This is a genomic window from Microbulbifer litoralis (genome assembly GCF_023634065.1).
Lineage (GTDB): Bacteria > Pseudomonadota > Gammaproteobacteria > Pseudomonadales > Cellvibrionaceae > Microbulbifer > Microbulbifer litoralis.
On record NZ_JALKCV010000003.1, the window covers coordinates 21,390 to 38,442 of the forward strand.

Sequence of the window (17,053 nt, forward strand, 5' to 3'; positions counted from 1 at the left end):
ACAGGCACTGGCAAAGGCGGCTTCCAGGGGAAGAGCCTGCGCGGCCCGCTGCGAGCGGGCCGCCGGCGGCAATTATCCCGCGGTGGGGATATTCGCCACCATGCGCATGGAAGTGGTGAGCTCTTCCATCTGCAGCCAGGGCTTGAGATAGGCGACGGCACTGTAACAACCGGGCTGGCCGGGAATTTCCTTCACCTCGACACGCGCCTCCGCCAGCGGATACTTGGCCTTCATCTCGGGGCTGGCATCCGGGTTGGAGTTGGTGTACTGGGTGATCCACTTGTTCAGCCAACGCTCGCAGTCGCTCGCTTCCATGAAGGAACCCACTTTGTCCCGCGCCATCACTTTCAGGTAATGGGCGATGCGCGAGGTGGCCATCAGGTACGGCAGGCGCGCGGAGATGGCGGCGTTGGAGGTGGCATCCGGGTCGTCGAACATCTTGGGTTTCTGCGAGGTCTGCGAACCGAAGAATACGGAGTAATCGGTATTCTTGTAGTGGCACAGCGGCAGGAAGCCCTGGGAGCTGAGCTCGGCCTCACGGCGGTCGGTGATGCCGATCTCGGTGGGGCACTTCTGGTCCAGGTCGCCGTCGTCACTCTTGAACAGGTGCGTGGGCAGGCCCTCGACTTTACCGCCGCCCTCGGCACCGCGGATGGCGGTACACCAGGAGTTTTCGGCGAAGGCCTTGGTCATGGTGGTGCCCATCACGTAGGAGGCATTCATCCAGCAGTACTGGTTGTGCTCCGCCGGGCGGGAGACACCGTCCTCGTCCACTTCGAACTCTTCGAAGTCGAAGGACTCGATCGGCTTGGTGTTGGCGCCGTATGGGGTGCGCGCCAGGCTGCGCGGCATCACCAGGGTCACGAAGCGGGAGTCGTCGCTGTCGCGGAAACTGCGCCACTTGATGTACTCGCCGGATTCAAAGATACCGCCCAGGTCGCGCGGCTTGGACAGTTCGGTGAAATCATTGAAACCGAACATGCCGGCACCGGCGGCGGAGATGAACGGACAGAAACCGGCCGCAGCCACGTTGGACATCTTGCTCAGCAGCTCGATATCTTCCGGGTGACTGGTGAACTCGAAATCGCCGATCATGCAGCCGAACGGCTCGCCACCGGCGGTCCCGAATTCCTCTTCGTAGATCTTCTTGAACGTCTGGCTCTGGTCGAATTCCACCGCCTTGTCGAGATCGCGAAACAGCTCCCGCTTGGTGAGGTTCATCATGCGGATTTTCAGGGTGGCCCCGGTTTCGCTGTTCATCACCAGGTGGTGCAGCCCGCGCCAGGAGCCTTCCAGCTTCTGGAATTTCTCGTCGTGCAGGACTGCAGAAAGCTGCTTGGACATGGCCGCGTCGATGGCCTGCACGGCCTTGTTGATGGTCTGGGTCAGATTGCGATCCCAGGTGACGGTGCCTTTCAAGACCTGCTGCGTCAGGTTCGCGAGCAGGTCCTGGGCCTCGTCGGGCTCGGTCTGCTTGGTGGCGGAAATGGCCTGTTCCAGCAGGTTGACCGACTGCTCTTCCGCTTCGCCCTCTGCTACATTTTCGACTTCGGTGCTCATTCTTTATCCTCTCCTTTCTCTTCACCGAGACCCAGCTGTTCGGAAATGGCGCCGACGTTTTCGGTGCTCTTCAGGATATTCTCCAGCACTTTCTCCAGCTCTTCGGAGCGATCTGCCTTGCTCAGCAGGTCGCGCAGTTTACTGCGCGCTTCCAGCAGTTGCTTCAGCGGCTCTACCTGCTCGACGATCTGCTCCGGCGAGAAGTCATCCATGTTGTTGAAATCGAGATCCACGCCCATCTTGCTGCCGTCACCGGCCAGGGTGTTCTCCACCTGCAGGTTCAGCTTCGGATTGACCTTGGACATGACATCGTTGAAGTTGTCGCGATCTATCTGCACGAACTTGCGCTCTTTCAGCGACTTGCGGTTTTCCTGGTTGTCACCGGAGTAGTCACCCATCACACCGGTGACAAAGGGCAGCTCCTTCTTGACCTCGGCACCGTTGGTCTCTACGTCGTAGGTGATATGGACGCGCGGTTTGCGAACGCGCTTCAGCTTGCTGTGGATGCTCTCGGACATCTCGGGTCTCCTTTCCTCAAATAGGAATTACAATTTACGGAACAGTTACCAGCCGGTTTCGGCTTCGGCCTGGGGCTCTTCATTCCAGCTGGAGTCGGCGGGTGCCGATTCCTGTGGTGCGGCGGGGGCGGACTCCGCCGCGGGGGCGCTCGCTGCCGGCGCGGCCGGGGGCGCGACATAGCGCTGGGTATCCGAGCCATCCAGCCTGACCCCGGTCAGCTGGGAATAGACCGCGCGGGACTGGTCGTCGGGCAGCAGCTCAGTCATCAACTCGGACACTGTCATACGACCCCAGCCGATCAGGCGCTCGAGCCCGGGGGCCAGGGGAGTATGGGGTTCGTAGGTACGGAAATACTTCGCCGCCTGCTCCAGCAGCCGGAGCGCGTCCTCGCGCGAGGACACTGGCCCGGCAACCACCGCCGGGCCGGCCGCTGCCGCGGCGGGTGCAGAGGCCGCACCGCCGGTGTCGGCGGCTTCTGCAGGCGCATCGGCGGCCTCTTGTTCGGCGGCCAGCGTGTCCAGCTGCGCCTTGTACACGAAGCGGGTCGTGCGCAGTACCTCGTCCAGCAGCGAGCTGATATTGGTGAATGGCGGCGCATCGCTTCCGCAATGGCCGCGCAGCGCGTCGTTGAAACTCCTGTAGTGGCCGATGGCCTCCTCGAGCGTCTCGACCAGGTTTTGCACCCACTCTCCGCTGGCGCCGTTCACACAGGTATCGATATCCGCGAGGCTGTAGCCGAGTGTCTCAATACGGGCGGCCTTGGCGTCGTCGTCGGCAATGCGGTCGGCATCGCGCGCCTGCTGGTGCTGGAAAAAGGAAAAGGCCCCGTAATCGCCTTCCGGCGTAACATCGGCACTGCGAATCGGCAGCATCAGTGTGCCGTCGCCGCCATCGCCATTCAGGCCGGTCAGCGGCGCCACTTTGGTTTCCACACCGTCTTCGTCCGGCTCCGGGTAGAGACCGTCCCAGTGATCGGCCACCAGTCGGTCGATCAGGGCGAAGCCGTCGCGCAGGCCGGCAAATCCGTGCAGCCGGATCAGCGCCTCTGTGTACCAGGCCGCCACCTCCAGATCCTTGCTCTGACCGGACAGGATTTTCTGTGCCGACTTGGCCACATCGCGCCAGGGCGCCAGCAGGTCGGTGTCGCTGTCATCGAACAGCGCCGAACGCTCCGCGGCGCGGGCACTGTTGCGCGCGTCCTTGATGGTGTAGTAGTCCGAGGTGGGCGAACGATCCTCGCGGATATCGGCCCCGGTCGGCTGGTCGCCGTCGAGGGCCGAGGCCAGTTCCTCGACCTGAATTACATTGGGAAATGCCATGAAGCGTCCTTATTGTGTATTCCCTGTCTGTTTCACTCATTTCGGCCGGCGGTTGCGGAAATCAATCAGCTCCCCACCAGTTCGCCCTGCGCGGATTCCACCGCGTCGTGCGGCGCCCGGGGATTGAAGGCGGCGACAATCTCCGAAAAACACACGCGCTGCCGCTCGAACGCCTCCCGCTCACACCAGAGAAACAGGGTGTAGAAGCGGTCCGCCGACTGCAGGCAGGCGATCAGGTAGCGAATTTCCACTTCCCCCAGCAGCGCGGCAATCTCCCCGGCGTAGGCCGGCAGCCGGCACTCCAGCAGCGGTGCCGCCGGCGCGCAGAGACGGCCATCCGCCACCTTGTCGACACACTGCTGCAGCTGCGCATCGCAGTAGTCCGCCAGGGCCAGGGTCTCGGGCAGTTCTGCCACCGACTGCGCGAGCGCCATCAGGTAGTGGTGGTTGCGCGCATCGCCCACCTGCAGCAACGCCTGGGGATTGAGGTCCTCGCAATACTGCCAGCCTGCCGGAACCGAGACGGAAAAACTGCCGTCAACCGCCGTCAGGGTTTGCCGGCTGTCGACTTCGCCCGTGGGCGCATCCGCCCGCTCCGGCCGGTTGGTGCGAAACAGCACGCGACCGTTTCGCACCAGCTCTGAATGCCAACCTCCGCCCCAGAGGGCGCGGACGATCCTCTCCGCCTGCTGTCGGCTGTCCGCAGACTTGACCGTCTGGCGATTGCCGGTCAGCAAACGCTTGATCTCCTCGAAACCGAGGTTGAAGCGCTGCGCCAGGGACTCTATTCCCCGCCGCCGGCTGAAACCCTCGCGCAACTCCCCCGTAAACACCACCCGAAATGACATCCCTGTGCCTCGTGTTGTTTTCCACTCCCCGCGCACTCGGCGCAGTCATATTACGGGGAGTCAACCAGACCCGCTCATCCACTGAGCGGGCGTGCCCGATAAACATTCGAGCACCAAAATCTTTAATGAAAAATATTCCAATAATACTTTTCACACCCTGAAAGCAAGCGCTAATTCTAACGAATATTTTTATCGATTGAATACAAATCGCCAGTCTAATTGCCAAAGGATGCACAGCATTTATACAGATTCAGTAAAAAAACAAAAAGCTTTCCAGACCGGTCGGGGCTGAGCATCAAATTACAGAAAATTACACCGCAGCGGACTCGATAACGGCAGGCGCACACCGCACAAATATTCTCCGCAGCCACCCAATAATAAAAAATTATCGACTAAAAAGTTCCGCTTCCCCGGAAAACGCCGTTGAGTTGTCATGCCCACAGGGATCAGTGAAGGTTTTCCCTGCGCTGCCGGGCGTGCAACCGGCTCAGGTTGTCGACCCGGCGCAGGGAGTGCAGGTGTGCATAGATTGGCGACAGGTAGCCGCGCCTGCGCAACTCGATAAACCTTTCCTCTGGAAGCGCCTGCAGCGCTGTTTCATCGACACGGAACACACCGTTCAGTCGGTGATTCACACCGCCCTGTAACCTGACCTGGATAACCTGCTCTTCAAGCAACCGCTCCGCCTGCAGATAGCGGACGAACGTATCCGTCAATGTGCCCTGTCGCTGGAGTTGCACAAGCAGGTGGGCCATGTTGTCCAGATACTCGGTACGCCCCCCGCCGGGCTCGAAAAGCGGTTCGCCGGACTCCCCGCCGGCAAGCAGCAGTGGCGAGCTCTCGTCGACACAGACCGCCATTTGCTTTCCGCTTTCGCCGATGCGAGCCATCGCGAATGGCCGGGCGCGGAGATGGCAGGGGACATAGCGCCCCCGCCAGCGACTGTTCTGCCAAAAGAGATTGTGACCCGGCGTCACGCCCAGCATCGCCACGCAGCACAGGGCACCGCCCTCTTCGGATCGCACAAAAAGAATCGGGCACTCCGCGGACACTTCGGCAAATTCACCCAACAGTACCGGGCAGGTCTGTTGTTGCGCGGCATGGCCGTAACTGCCACGGGCGATGCGATAACTGCGATGCCGGTTCCTGTCGAGAGGGACCAGGCGCCTGCCGCTGGATGGCTCCACGATCGTTCTCCGTAAATTCTGGCTACCAGTGCCTTGCCTGCGCGCCGAGCATGGCGCAGTAGAGCGTCGGTTCCGGCAGCCCCGGACTGACCAGGGTCGTCGGGGCCAGGTGTTGGGAACCGGCGCACCACCACAGGCTGTAGCTGGGGTACTGCTGTCGGTACAGCTGGTTGAGCAGCCCCGGATAGCTGCCGGAGATGGCGTCGCCGTCACCGGTGGCGATATGCGCCTCGGAGACCACCGACACCTGATCGGCCACCGCGGCGAACGCGGGCTGCGGGAAACGCTCACTCAATTGATCCGCCTGCAGCGCACTCTGCAGCGCCTCTATGGCCAGCTCCGACAGCTGCCGGTACCAGTCGGTCGCCGCCACCTGCAGCGCGAAGGGATTGCCCTGCGGTGTCGGCACCGCCATGGTCAGCGGGAAGTAGCGCCCGACACTGTCCACGCTGGGTACCAGGATACCGGCCCAGCCCTGCTCATCCAGCACGCCGGGCGACAGGGCAAAGCGCCAGATGGGGCTCGTCAGGTAGTAGTCGAGCCAGGGTTCGCCGATCAGTTCGCGCGAACCGTGCACGGCCCGCTGCAGCCACTCGTCCCACGGCGTGACGAAACTGGCCGGCAACTCGCGCTGGATAAAGTCGCCGTGTCCCGGCAACTTGCCGAACAGGCCCTTGCTGTCTGTCACAGTCTTGTTTCCTCCCGGCTCTGGACTAGAGCGTCTGCGGACAGCGATAGCCGCCCAGCAGGCTGTCGTCGAACGGGTTGTAGACGCCGGCCGTGGACAACCTGAACTCGGCTTTGCGCCCCTCCTCCTCGAAGGTCACCAAGTACTCGGTGCTGCTGCGGCCGCGCCGCAGTTCGGAGTTTTCCAACAGCCGGTACCAGGCCCAGTCGCCCTCGAAATGACGGCGGTGCACCGTTTCGTTCAGGTCCTCGAATATGATCCGCACCCGATTGGTCTCGCCACCGCGCCAGTCGACTTTTTTCGTCGTGCGCGGGCCGTGGGAATACGGCACCCGCTGGCTGCCGACTTCCAGCGCGAACAACCTGACACCGGAATCCAGCTTGGTGGGCTCGATGCGGAAGGAGTAGGCCGCCTGCTCACCGGCGCTGAAGAAGGTGTTACGGATACGCTGTGCGCGGCGCATCTGCGCCAGCGCCGTCTGCGACACGCCCAGGCTCTGCCCCTCCAGGGATTTGGCCCGCCAGTTGCGCGTATCGATAAACGGTTTCAGGTACTGGTTGATGAATTTCTGCTCGACACCGCCCGGCTTGAAGTACTGGTTGAACTCCATCACCGGCACTTCCTGGTCGCGGTTGCGGCGCAGCGGATAGCGGTTGGCCAGGCTGCGGCTGTAGGTGCTGTAGACCTGTTCGCGCCAGATGCGGTCGACGTGCAGCTTGGATTTGGCCATCACCAGGCCCCAGGTGCTGTCGGCGATCTCGTTCAGCCATTTCTTGAATGGCGCCGGGGCGTTGGCGGCCTTGATACGCAGCTGCTTGATGGCGTCGCCACCACCGCCGGCAAAGCGCGACTTGGCGCTGTTGAAGGCCGCCTCGTTGGGATCCGGCGCGCTGTCGATCTCGGTCAGGTATTCCTGCACTCCGGTGATTGCGGACAGGTATTCCTGCACCCGCGCCGGCCGTCCCTTCTCGCTCTGGGTGATACGGTGCAGCTCCTCGAAGCGCAGGTCGACACTGGTGGGCTGGAACTTCTCCTGCAGTTTGCCGGCCGCACCACTGGCCGCCAGCTCGCCCGCCTTGCGGGTGTTGCTGGAAACCGGCAGGGACACACCGGACGCATCCACCGGGATCTTCGGGCGCGGTGTCAGGCGCGTGTTGTCTGCGGTGATCTCGGCCACCGCCAACAGCGGCGAGTAGACCGGGTCCGCCAGTTTCGACAGTGTATCCAGGGCCTGGCTGGTACTGCGGAAATCGCGGATCGAGAAACCGCGCAGGAAGCCCTGCCAGCGCTGCTGGTATTCACCCAGGTAGATGCGCTTGACCTCCTCGCCCAGCTGTTCGCGATCCGTCTCGCTGAAGTCCTCGCCGCTGATCTCGCCACCGTAGATCCAGCGCTCTTCGGACAGCTGGCTCATCAGCGCGGAGTCCGCGCCGAAATCCATTTCCTTGTAGCCGGCCTTGGTATACAGGTAGGGAATGCTGAAGCGCGGGTCGCTGGCGGCGACACCGAACAGCTGCTCGGTGTCGCCGCCGATCTCACCGTAGAGATCCACCGGTGTCACCCCCAGGTCACTGCGCTGCATCTGCGCATAGAGGCGCTGCGGTACCGGAATGCGGCGCAGTTGCTGTCGCGCCCGGGCGACCACGCGCTCGTTCGGCTGCAGGTCCGCGGGCAGTGGCTGTGCAAACAGGCGCTGCATATGCGCGACCAGCTGCTCCTGCTGCTGGGCCTCGCCCGGCAGTTGTCGCTCCCAGGCAGCCCGGAAGTATTCTGCCAGCACCTCGGGATCGCGCTTGTCCGGGGTGAAGAACATCAGGTAGTTGCGCAGTGTCGGCGCCAGCGCCGGATCGTCGGCGCCCATGCGCGCCAGGTCGCGCTCGACGGCGCGGATCAGCGACGGCAGGAAAACGTTGCGCAGCTCCCGGCGATAGAGTTTGTCGGCGGCGCTGTCGACGCGATCGTCATAGAGGCCCAGGTTGTTGAGCCACGGGTGCTCCTCCTTCTGGTAGACCTGCGACGCGCCGTAGAGCGGCTGCAGTAACTGCAGCGTCTCATCCGGCCGCAGGGACCGGTCGCCGAGCGCCGCCCGGTTGTCGCGGTACTCGGCCACCCTGTCCCGCACTTCGCCCATATACAGTTTGTTCTGGGCGATGCTGCCGGTCCACAGCACCAGGGCGCCGATAAAGATCGCCGCCGAGGCGGCGTAGACGCCGCGCCGCAGCCAGACAGTGGCCGTCTCTATCTTGCGGTTGACCCCTACCAGTTCCGCCTCGGGGAAAATCACATCCTTGAGCAGGCGGTGCAGGAAGAAGCTCTTGCCGGCGCCCTGGAACTTCTGGCCCATATCCCGCTCGAGACCGAAGTCGGCACTGACCGTGGCCATCATGCGATCGATCGGGCTGCCCTCCTGGGTGCCGCTGGTGAAGTAGACACCGCGCACCATCGGCACCGTCTCGTAGCGGTTGGGACCGAAGGTCTGTTTGACGAAATCCGTCAGCACCGACTGCAGGCTCTCCATGCGCGCCGGGAAGCCCTGCAGCATGCCGCGCTTCTCGACATTGCGCTCTTGGTGTACGCGCCACAGCACGCGCTGGTTGAGACGCTCGATCAGCTGGCGGAACTCCTCGTCAAAGGAGTCCAGCGGCGCACCGGCGGCGGGGCTGGTCTCCGCCGGGAAGCTCACGCCCCAGACCTGCTCCCGCTCCGCCTGGGACAGGTTGTCGAAAAACTCGCTGAAGCCGGCCACCAGGTCGCACTTGGTGAAGGTCAGGTAGATCGGGAAGCGGATACCCAACTGCTGTTGCAGTTCGTTGATGCGCTGGCGCAGGGTCTTCGCCTGGTGCAGGCGCTGCTCGGCGGTCTGCACCATCAGGTCCTGCAGGCTGATGGCCACCAGCGCGCCGTTGATCGGACGGCGGCGGCGATAGCGTTTGAGCAGGCCCAGGAATGCCTGCCAGGCGCTGTTGTCGTAGACACGGTGGCTGTCCTGGGTGGTGTAGCGGCCGGCGGTGTCGATCAGCACCGCGTCGTTGGTAAACCACCAGTCGCAGTTGCGCGTACCGCCGACGCCGCCCAGCGCCTCCTTGCCGTGGCTCTGCGCCAGCGGGAACTCGAGGCCGGAATTGACCAGCGCCGTGGTTTTGCCGGAGCCGGGCGGGCCGATGATGATGTACCAGGGCAACTGGTACAGGGAGACATTGCCGCGATCGGACTTGAAGCGCGCCTTGCGCAGCACTTCCATCGCCTCGCGGAAGCGGCCGGACAGCGCGCTCAGCTCCTCGCGGCTGCGCTCCTGATCCGGATCGACGCTGTCCTGCTGGGACTCCTCGATCTCGTCGATCAGCGCCTTGTTCTGGCGCCGCTCCACCAGCCACTGGCTCAGGTGCCACACCAGCCAGATGGCGAACAGGAAAACGATGATGGTGAGCCGCACGCCGTGGGGCAGTGTGGCGTTGTCGCTGCCGAACTTGATGTAATCGGCACCGAACCAGATCAACAGCGACAGGGCCGTCAGGCCGATCAGCCCCAGGACCCATTTGTTGGTAAAGAAATTGCGCAAGCGTCTCATGCAGTGCTCCGTTGCCCGGCCGCCTTCGGCCGGGGGCATAAACACTCAAGTTTCGGGGTTGAATTCGGGGCGCCGGGTGGGGCAGCGCCACCCGGCTCTGTGCCAATTCCCAACACTTCGAACTCCGAAACTCGAGTAAACAGTCCGAACGTCAGCGGTTGGTAGCCGCTGCCCCGTTATCCTTTTTTTCCGCCGTCGGCGCTTCTTCCCCCACCAGCGCGGTGATCTCGGCGGCCACCGGCGTCGCACCCTGGTAGAGCCACCAGCGGTAGCCGCTGTAGGTGGCCGCCAACACGCCGAACACGACACTGGCGATGACCCACAGCGGCACATACTGGATCAGTCGCGTCTTGCGCTCGACACAACCCTGCCAGTGCGGAGACAGGTCGCGCTCCATGGCCGGACGGTGGCGCTCGATGGTCTGGTACAGATTGTCGCGGATCTGCTCCAGCTGTTCGTGGCCGCGCTGCACCAGCCGGTATTTGCCCTGGAAACCGAGGCTCAGGCACAGGTAAAACAGCTCCAGGGTCTCCAGGTGCGAGGCCGGCGCCTCCAGCATGCGCTGCAGGATGTGGAAACACTTCTCGCCGCCGAAGGTCTCCTTGTGGAACAGGCTCAGCAGTGAGTGCTGGCTCCAGCCACTGGAACTGCCCCAGGGGGTGGACAGCACCACTTCATCCACTACCGTGCACAGCAGGTAGCGCGCAGTCAGTACCGTCTCCGGCGACAGCGACAACTGTTTGGCCTCGCGCTCGAACCCCTGGATCTCGCGCGTCAGCCGCTTGTGCAGGTCCGGCACATTGGCGTGGTTCATGGTGGTGCGCAGCTTGATGATTGCGCCCAGCAGTTTGGACGAGGCCGCCACCAGCGGGTTGAGGCTGTTGCGGATACGGATATCCTGCTGCAACTCCGCGGGATTGAAGGCAGACGGCTCCGGGGCCGGCCGGCTCGGGCTGGCGGCGCCGGGTGTCGGCACCACCACGGTGCGGTCACCGGCAGTGGGCGCGCCCGGCGGGGTGAAGTTGTCGTTGCTCATGCTCAATTATTCCTTATTGCCCAGAGCTCCATGGTCAGGCCCGGGAACTCGGCCGCCAGATGCACGGCAAAACCGCCGGATTTCTGCATCGCGTTCCACAGTTCGCCGCTGCGCTCCAGCTCGAAATAGGTAAAGCCGGCGTGATAGGGAATCTGCCGCGGCGCCACCGGCAGCGGGCGCAGTTGCAGGCCCGGCAGCTGCGCCGAGATCAGTTCGCGGATGGCCTCCACCGGTGCCACCTTGGCCTGGCCCGGGAAGCGGCTGCGCAGCAGGTCGCCGGGCATATCCGCCTTGGCGGCCATGACGAAACTGGCGGACTTGATCAGCGACGGATCGGTTACCGGCGCCACGTAGATGCCGTACTTGCGCTGCACCAGCTCCATGGCGATGGCGGTCTGCTCCAGCACCGTGGACAGGCACTGGCGCAGGGCGGAGAACAGCCCGGCGTAACTCTGCTGCAGGCTTTCGTGCCCGTACTGGGGAATTTCCGGCGGCCGCTTGCTGGATGCGGTAAACGTCGACAGTTCCCCGGCCAGTTGCAAAAGCTCCAGGTAGAGGCTGTGCGGGTGCAGGCGCGGCTGCGCGGTAATCTGGCGCAGCAGCGGCTCGAAGCGGTTGATCACCTGCAGCAGCAGGTAGTCCGCGATCTCCGCCGAGCCACTGCGACCGCTGTCGCTCAACCGGTGGCCGAGGGCCGAGCCGCGGTGGTCCAGCAGCCCCTTGATCTCCTCGATATACGCCTTGATCACCGGTGACGCCTCGGCGTTCAGCAGCGGCGGTATATATTCCGCATCCAGCTCCGCCGGCTTCTCCGGCTGGCGCTCGCGGATACGGGCGATGCCGATGGCGGCATAGCCGCTCAGGTCGTCGCTGCCGAGTTTCAGGCAGGCGCGCAGCTTGCCCACCTGGATGCGCGCCGATTCACCGGAGGCGGAGGCGCTGTTGCGGGCGTCGAAGTTGGTGGCCTGGTAGCGCGCCTGGGGGAAATCCTCCTGGTCGCGCACGGATTCCTGGCTGCCGGGCCGCTTCATCGGGATACAGAGGAACACCTCTTCGTCGCGGGTGTTGACCGGCACCTCCAGCACCTCCGGCAACAGCTCGTTCTCCGGCGCCAGCATCGGCGTGCCGTCGGGGAAGATGGCGCTGATGCGCGACAGGGAAATCTTGCCCATGGCCAGCGGCTCGCTGTCGATGGCAATTTCCACCAGCCCCCAGGTGTAGGGCCCCAGTGATGCGGTGCGCGCCTCCACCAGGTGTTCCAGGTAGCGATCCTGCTGCTGGAAGTGCTGCGGGCGCAGGAACATGCCCTCGCCCCAGATGACCTTGTTGTTCGCCGACATAGTTTTTCCTTTTCGAAGCGCGGGGCTCTGCCGACCGCGGTCCGTATTGCTATTTATCCTGTTTGAGTTGCTGCAGGCGCTCGTACTCTTCGCTGGAGATGGTCACCGAGCCCTCCCGCGACTCGTCGCGCGAAAGCGACGCGCGGCGGCGCATATTCAGCGCCTCGGTCGACGCGATCTGGGTGCCGGTCAGCGTAATCTGGTATTCGTTGTCGGTGTGGTCGGTGATCGGCAACAGCATCAGCGCGTCGGCATCCTGGTAGCGCACGAATTCCGCCAGCAGGCCGATATAGCGGACTTCCGGTGAGAGCTGCAGGGTCTCGAGGCGCTGTTCGCCGGGGGCGAACTCCTTCAGCACCACGGTATCGATCAGGTCCTTGCCCAGGCGCGATTCGGCATTCTCGTACAGGTTGAGAAAGTCCTCGCGCGAGAACTGGCGGTCGTCGGCGAGCATGAAAACGCGCACGACCACCGGCGAGGCGCGGCCGTCGCTGTCCGGGTTGACGTCCTGCTCGATATCCACCGCCAGCTCCACACTGGTATCGAAGTTGAGGGTGCGCCGGGTCGCCTGGCAGGCGGCGACGGTCAGCACCAGTAGGCCGATCAGGGTCAGTTGCAGAATTTTTTTGGGCGACACGGTTGGCTCCTGTTTTTTATCAATCGGGCTTCGAAACCCTTTGCCTGGCTTATCGTTGTTGGTTCAGACTGCGCGCGTTCTTCAGCTCGGACAGCTGGCTCTCGTATGTGGAGGCGAATTCCTCGCCGAACAGCCGCCGGTAACAGGCGTCGGGATCGCGCAGCAGTTCCCGGTACATTTCCACATACCCCTCCCAGTTCTTCGCGCTCTTGCTGGCGAAGACACCGCCGCCGCCACTGCCGGCGCGGCGCTCGATGCTGTCCGGATTGAAGAACCTGAGCATGGCGTCGTAGCCGGCCCGCATACCGGCGAGCACAGCCACCTGGTGGTCGGACAGGTCGTCGAAGCTGTCGCGTACCGCCTGCTGCGGCGACATGAAAGCGCCGTTGCCGGCGAACATCGCGTTCAAGGCATCGCGGGCGCTGGCACTGAACTTGAGCGGGTTGTTGGCCTCGGTCTGGATCATGGTGCGCTGCACGCGCAATTCGTTCTTGATACTGGTGCGCGCGCGCAGCAGGTCGATCAATCGCGCCACCGACTCCTCGACGATGGCCGCCGCCTGCTGGTCCAGTTGCTGCAGTTGCTCCGGCGAGAGCTGCAGCCCCAGCCCCGCCGCCAGCGCATTGGCGGCCGGCGCCGCGCCGGGCTGTTGTGGCGGCACGGCCTGGGCTTGGGGTTGCGGTTGTGGCTCCGGCGAGGGTTGCTGCGGGGGCACCGGTTCCGGCGGCGGCGCGGCCGGCTGCTGTGGCTGCAACTGGGAGAATCCCTGCGAGGCGCCGGAAAAGCCCGGTTCGGCGGGCGGCTGCGGCGCACTGGCAAAGCCCGGCACACGGTTTTCAAACCCGGGCGCTGCATTGCCGGGCGCCGCTGCGCCGCTGTCGAACCCCGGGGCACCGTCCACCTGTTGCCCTTCCATCGCGGCAAAGGAATCGGCAAACGGATTGTCCGCGGGGGATGGCTGCGGGGCCCTCTGCTGCGGCGCGGGTTGCGGCGCCACCGGCTGCTGCGGGGCGGGCGGCTGCGGTGGTGGCGCCATCGGCGGTGGCTCCGGCGCCACCGGGTCGGCAACCGGTGCCTGTTGCTGGGTGGCGAACTGCATGGCGTGGCGATCGGCCGGCGCGTGGTCCTGCTCGCTGCCATCTTTCCACCAGTCATCGTCGTCCCACTGGCCGACACCCGGCGACTGGGGGGCGCCGCCGAAGCCGGACAGTGGGTCCTGGCTGCCACCACCGCCGGCGCCCCGGTCGAAGGCCGCCAGCGGATCCTCAGCGCCCTGCTCGCCCCCGAGGAAACTGTCGACGGAATCCGGCTGCTGGGCGGAGCCGGAGACATAGCCCCATTCGCCGGTGTTGGAACTGCCACCGGCGGCGCCCGGCTCCAGCCAGCTGTCCAGCTGCCGCGCCTCCTCCCGGTTCTGCATTTTTGCCGCCGCCGCGGGGCTGAACGTGGTGCGGTCGGAGCTGTCGAGAAAATCCGCCTCGCCGACCCCCTTCGGCAGGCCGCTGTCGGCCTGCGGGCGGCGGATGGAAACCCTCAGCTGGTAGTCGCCCACGACAACGGTATCGCCGTCCTTCAGCGGTACCCGGTTGCCCTTGCCGATCGGCTCGGCAGACTGGTTGTGGTAACTGCCGTTGGTACTCAGGTCTGTCAGGAAGTACTGGTTTTCACTGAAGGAAATCTGCGCATGCTGCGACGAGACCACCCGCTCCGGATCCGGCAGTACCCAGTCGTTGCTGTCGGCGCGCCCGAGACTGCCGCCCTCCGGCGTGAACAGTTTGGTGTGCTTGAGCATGTTGGCGCCCTCGGGGTCGGCCAACACGGAGAGAACTAAATCCATTTCACACTGACTCGCGCTTTGTCGTTATCGGTTTCCGCCGGATGCTCTCCGTACGGTTGTCACATCAGCTCCAGGGGCCCCGCAGCTCACCACCGGACAGGGCCTGCAAGCGGGGCAGCAGTATCTGGTCCCTGCCCTGCACCGAACGCAGTGTGCTGAAGCCGGCCGCATTGAATTGCGCCGCGGCCCGGTCGCTCAACTGCGCCTCCGCGCAGGGTGTCATCCACTGCCCCTGTGGCAGCTTGCGCAGGTGCAGGGGCAGGTTTTCATAGCTGGCGGAGGCCACCGGCGCGGGGCGCCCCTCACGCACAAACTGTTCGCACAGGGACAATGCCAGCAGGTAGGCGCCGTTGCCCCAGAGGTAGTATTGGTGGCCGTGCTCCGCGGTCAGTTCCTCGAACCCGAAGCAGTCGGTGGTGGCGGAGTCGGCACCGTAGGGCAGCCGCAGCATGAAGCGCGGGCCCGCCAGGGCGATGTGGCCACTGGCAGAGTATTCGCGCACCGCCTGCCAGCCACTGGCGAAAGTGTCGGACAGCGGGTAGTGCCAGTCGTCGGGATCGAGGGATCCCGCCAGGGTCGGGCAACCCGCCAGGCGGCTGTCGCCCCCCAGTACCACGGCGCTGCCCGCGGCCTCGGCGATGGTGGCCAGGTCGATCAGCAGGTGCAGGTCCCGCTCGTCGTCGGCAACGGTGAAATCGCCCAGGATCAGGTTGTAGGGCAGGCCGCCGGCCACTGTCTCACGCTCCACCAGGCACTTGAACAGTTGCGACTGCTCCAGGTCGTCCTCCGCGTGAGCGAAATCCGCCAGGACCTCTTCCTTGCTGACATCGATCAGGTGCAGCTGCAGCCCGGGGTGATCCTCGAGGCGGCGCAGCAGCAGGTGCAGGCTGCGCCAGCTGGCTTCCAGCTGGCGGAAGTCGCTGTGGTGCATGATCTTGCGCATCGCCTCGGAGGAGGCCTCTGCCAGCGCCTGCAGGTAGGCCGCCTGCTGTGCATCGGGCTTCTCCTGTACATAGGGCGCGACGATATCCTTGATCAGCCGGTCTATCTGCCCCTCGGGACTGGACGCATAGGCCTCCCGGTAGCCACTCCCGGACAGGATGGCGTCCAGCATCGACTCGCCGCCGGTCTGCGACTGCAGGCCGGCCGGCTGCAGCTCGGGCCGCCACTGGCGTATTTCCTCGGCGGCGCCGGCAAACTGCGAGGGATTCAGCAGGCGCTTTTCCAGCTCGATAAACTGCCGGAAGAGCGGCACGCGGCTGTACAGGTAATCCGGGTGCAGGTCATCGAACTCGAGCAGCGACAGCGGTTCGTCCATGACCGGAAGTTGCAGTCGCACACCCAGTTGCTCGAACAACGCTTCAAAATTGTCTTTCCCGAGCCGGTATGCCGGGCGCTGCGCCAGGGATTCCGGCTCGCACTGCCGCCGGCTGGCGCGACCGCTGAAATCCCCAAGCACAGCCACCTTGAGAATCCCGGCGCCGGCGGCGATGGTTTCCTCCCCGGCGCCGTCTTCGCCACTGCGGAAAATGGTACTGTCGGTATTGATGCTCGCTCGGCTCAAGATCAGCTCTCCATGGCGGCAATTTCGCCGGCTTTCTTATTGTTCACGTTGTCGCTTACGCTTTTGTGACCCGCGACCCCTTCCTGCTTGTCGAATTTTTTCGATGAAAGTCGATCCACATCGGCGGCGGAATCCTTATTGTCTTTTTTCGGGCGCCCGCGTTTCAGCGGGCGGACACGCTGGTTGGCGATCTGCTCGATCTTGTCCTTGAAGGTATCCCCGCCCAGCACATGGCCGAGCTTGATAGTCTCGGCAATATACTCCAACAGGCGGCGATCGAAACTGTAACGGAACAGTTTTCGATAGGCCTCGGCCCGCTCGCGGCCCGTCTCCCCCAGCTGCAGGTAGAGGCGGTGGTCGGTAATGACTTCACTGCGCACCACACTGGCGTGGTGATTGAAACTGGACCACGGATAATCACCGAGGGATTCCGCCAGCCCCAGGTACATGGGGCGCAGCTCCACGTAGCGATAGCAGGTCAGCAGGTAGGCGTCCGAGTCGATCAGGCTGGACTTATAGCGACCCGCCCAGAGCGTACCGGAACGCTTGTAGCGATGGTTCACATACTGCACGTAGCGCCGCCCAAGGGACTGCATCATGGAAGAGATACCGTTGGGCACCCGCGGCGAGGCGATGATCTGTACCATGTTGGGCAACAGCACATAGGCGTGAACGTCGACGCTGTACTGGTCGGCCGCATTGCGCAGACTGATCAGGTAGAACTGGTAGTCCTCGTCGTCGAAGAAGCACGGCAGGTTATTGTGCCCTACCTGGACAATGTGCTGGGGGATATCGATCAGGTTGAGTCGGGGTAGACGGGGCATCGCGCCGATAAATCCTTTTCCGGCCCGGGCGGGATAGCCCGGGCTCCATCCGGTGAGTCGAGGCATTATCGCAAATGAATCAAAAAAATTTCAAACCAATGCTGCTACCAAGTTAACATTAATGGC

General features: G+C 63.9%; 13 protein-coding genes. All 13 read right to left on the reverse strand.

Features of this window, described 5'->3' with window-relative positions; all coding sequences use genetic code 11:
* Window positions 1–72: 72 nt before the first annotated feature.
* The 13 genes from tssC to MWN76_RS05870 all read right to left on the reverse strand — a co-directional run bounded on the left by tssC (window position 73) and on the right by MWN76_RS05870 (window position 16,927).
* Complete coding sequence (tssC, locus tag MWN76_RS05810) at window positions 73–1,560, reverse strand: type VI secretion system contractile sheath large subunit (protein WP_250460128.1); 1,488 nt, start codon at window positions 1,558–1,560, stop codon at window positions 73–75.
* Window positions 1,557–2,078: a type VI secretion system contractile sheath small subunit gene (gene tssB, locus MWN76_RS05815; RefSeq protein WP_250460130.1), complete on the reverse strand. Its 522-nt coding sequence runs from the start codon at window positions 2,076–2,078 to the stop codon at window positions 1,557–1,559. Before tssB ends, tssC begins: the two co-directional genes overlap by 4 nt.
* 45 nt (window positions 2,079–2,123) lie before the next feature.
* Window positions 2,124–3,398 carry a type VI secretion system protein TssA gene (gene tssA / locus MWN76_RS05820; protein WP_250460132.1) on the reverse strand — a complete coding sequence of 425 codons (1,275 nt, stop codon included), beginning with the start codon at window positions 3,396–3,398 and terminating at the stop codon, window positions 2,124–2,126.
* A 65-nt stretch (window positions 3,399–3,463) separates the two neighbouring features.
* The gene (locus tag MWN76_RS05825; RefSeq protein WP_250460133.1) at window positions 3,464–4,246 is read right to left on the reverse strand and encodes a hypothetical protein; all 783 of its coding nucleotides are present in this window, start codon (window positions 4,244–4,246) and stop codon (window positions 3,464–3,466) included.
* A 446-nt stretch (window positions 4,247–4,692) separates the two neighbouring features.
* The gene (locus tag MWN76_RS05830) at window positions 4,693–5,433 is read right to left on the reverse strand and encodes a SapC family protein (protein WP_250460134.1); all 741 of its coding nucleotides are present in this window, start codon (window positions 5,431–5,433) and stop codon (window positions 4,693–4,695) included.
* A gap of 22 nt (window positions 5,434–5,455) precedes the next feature.
* Window positions 5,456–6,121, reverse strand: a complete 666-nt coding sequence (tagF, locus tag MWN76_RS05835) for a type VI secretion system-associated protein TagF (RefSeq protein ID WP_250460135.1) — start codon at window positions 6,119–6,121, stop codon at window positions 5,456–5,458.
* A gap of 25 nt (window positions 6,122–6,146) precedes the next feature.
* Window positions 6,147–9,689 carry a type VI secretion system membrane subunit TssM gene (gene tssM / locus MWN76_RS05840; RefSeq protein ID WP_250460136.1) on the reverse strand — a complete coding sequence of 1,181 codons (3,543 nt, stop codon included), beginning with the start codon at window positions 9,687–9,689 and terminating at the stop codon, window positions 6,147–6,149.
* A gap of 151 nt (window positions 9,690–9,840) precedes the next feature.
* The gene (gene icmH, locus MWN76_RS05845; protein ID WP_250460137.1) at window positions 9,841–10,725 is read right to left on the reverse strand and encodes a type IVB secretion system protein IcmH/DotU; all 885 of its coding nucleotides are present in this window, start codon (window positions 10,723–10,725) and stop codon (window positions 9,841–9,843) included.
* Between the two features lie 2 nt (window positions 10,726–10,727).
* Window positions 10,728–12,065 (reverse strand): type VI secretion system baseplate subunit TssK, encoded by a 1,338-nt coding sequence (tssK, locus tag MWN76_RS05850; protein WP_250460138.1) that lies wholly within the window; start codon window positions 12,063–12,065, stop codon window positions 10,728–10,730.
* Between the two features lie 49 nt (window positions 12,066–12,114).
* The gene (tssJ, locus tag MWN76_RS05855; protein WP_250460139.1) at window positions 12,115–12,702 is read right to left on the reverse strand and encodes a type VI secretion system lipoprotein TssJ; all 588 of its coding nucleotides are present in this window, start codon (window positions 12,700–12,702) and stop codon (window positions 12,115–12,117) included.
* 49 nt (window positions 12,703–12,751) lie between these two features.
* Window positions 12,752–14,539: a type VI secretion system-associated FHA domain protein TagH gene (gene tagH, locus MWN76_RS05860; RefSeq protein ID WP_250460141.1), complete on the reverse strand. Its 1,788-nt coding sequence runs from the start codon at window positions 14,537–14,539 to the stop codon at window positions 12,752–12,754.
* Between the two features lie 64 nt (window positions 14,540–14,603).
* A complete protein-coding gene (locus tag MWN76_RS05865) occupies window positions 14,604–16,103 on the reverse strand; it encodes a type VI secretion system contractile sheath domain-containing protein (protein ID WP_250460142.1) in 1,500 nt (499 codons plus the stop codon).
* A gap of 2 nt (window positions 16,104–16,105) precedes the next feature.
* A complete protein-coding gene (locus MWN76_RS05870; RefSeq protein ID WP_250460144.1) occupies window positions 16,106–16,927 on the reverse strand; it encodes a transposase in 822 nt (273 codons plus the stop codon).
* Between the last annotated feature and the right edge of the window lie 126 nt (window positions 16,928–17,053).

Coding starts and splice junctions, on each gene's coding strand:
- tssC (WP_250460128.1), bottom strand. CDS start 1,560: ATGAGCACCGAAGTCGAAAATGTAGCAGAGGGCGAAGCGGAAGAGCAG.
- tssB (WP_250460130.1), bottom strand. CDS start 2,078: ATGTCCGAGAGCATCCACAGCAAGCTGAAGCGCGTTCGCAAACCGCGC.
- tssA (WP_250460132.1), bottom strand. CDS start 3,398: ATGGCATTTCCCAATGTAATTCAGGTCGAGGAACTGGCCTCGGCCCTC.
- MWN76_RS05825 (WP_250460133.1), bottom strand. CDS start 4,246: ATGTCATTTCGGGTGGTGTTTACGGGGGAGTTGCGCGAGGGTTTCAGC.
- tssM (WP_250460136.1), bottom strand. CDS start 9,689: ATGAGACGCTTGCGCAATTTCTTTACCAACAAATGGGTCCTGGGGCTG.
- icmH (WP_250460137.1), bottom strand. CDS start 10,725: ATGAGCAACGACAACTTCACCCCGCCGGGCGCGCCCACTGCCGGTGAC.
- tssK (WP_250460138.1), bottom strand. CDS start 12,065: ATGTCGGCGAACAACAAGGTCATCTGGGGCGAGGGCATGTTCCTGCGC.
- tagH (WP_250460141.1), bottom strand. CDS start 14,539: ATGGATTTAGTTCTCTCCGTGTTGGCCGACCCCGAGGGCGCCAACATG.
- MWN76_RS05870 (WP_250460144.1), bottom strand. CDS start 16,927: ATGCCCCGTCTACCCCGACTCAACCTGATCGATATCCCCCAGCACATT.